We start from the raw sequence: 912 nt of genomic DNA on the forward strand, positions 1-912 counted from the left end.
GAAGCGGGCGGGCCAACGCTGGGGCAAAAACGGCGCCCAACGCGTCTTGACCCTGCGCGTCTGCGCCATGAGTAACCGATGGCAACTGGTGCGACAGCAAATTGAACCCTTCAATCCCGCAAGAGAGGCCTAGCGACAATTTGAATTGCACCCTTTTCGGAAGAATAAACTTTCTAACCGTTAATTTCCTGGCGGTGGTCTAATCTAAGGTGAAATGATTAATTTTAGGGATGGTTTTTACGCAACATTTCTGCGCTGCTTGCGGCAGTGAACATATTCGCCGTAACGGCAGCGCTGGGGGCCATGCCAAATACCAGTGCAAAGGCTGCGGGCATCAAGCCCGTTTTACCCCCGCCGCCGTGGCCAAAGCGCTGCAGTATGCGCAGGTGGACGAGTTGCTGGGCGAGCGCAACTCGCAGCGCAGCATTGCCCGCGTGACGGGTATCTCGCGGGTGACGATTGCCAGCCGGATAAAAAAAAGCGCAAGCGGCTTCGCCGGCGCTCCCGCGCTTGCGCCCCAAAAAGGACCAGAAAAAGGAGTGGGAAGCGCTGGAGCTGGATGAAATGTGGACCTTCGTGGGCCGCAAGAAGCGCAAAGTCTGGCTGTGGTTGGCCGTCGAACGGGCCAGCCGGCGCATCGTGGCCTGGGTGCTGGGCCGACGGGACGCGGCCACGGCCCGGCGCTTGTGGTTGGCTCTGCCTCCGCGCTACCACCGCCATTGCTGGTATTTTACCGACCTGTGGGAGGCCTACGTGGAGGTGTTGCCCCGCTGGCACCATCGCCGCTGCCCCAAGGGCAGCGGCGGAACAAGTATTGTCGAAGCCATCAACTGTTCGCTACGCCAGCGCTGTGGGGTGCTCGTGCGAAAATCTTGTTCCTTCAGCAAGTCGCTGAGTATGCACACCGCCCGG

General features: G+C 60.0%; 2 protein-coding genes. Both read left to right on the plus strand.

All coding sequences use genetic code 11. The annotated features are described in order from the left end of the window. The first annotated feature begins 359 nt into the window (after nt 1–359). On the plus strand, nt 360–563 hold the full coding sequence (locus GM79_RS24845; RefSeq protein WP_152559931.1) for a hypothetical protein: 204 nt from the start codon (nt 360–362) through the stop codon (nt 561–563). Beyond that, on the plus strand, nt 511–912 hold a 402-nt coding region (locus GM79_RS09790; RefSeq protein ID WP_152559932.1), incomplete at its 3' end, for an IS1 family transposase. The genes GM79_RS24845 and GM79_RS09790, both read left to right, overlap by 53 nt.

This window comes from Hymenobacter sp. IS2118 (genome assembly GCF_000715495.1).
GTDB lineage: Bacteria > Bacteroidota > Bacteroidia > Cytophagales > Hymenobacteraceae > Hymenobacter.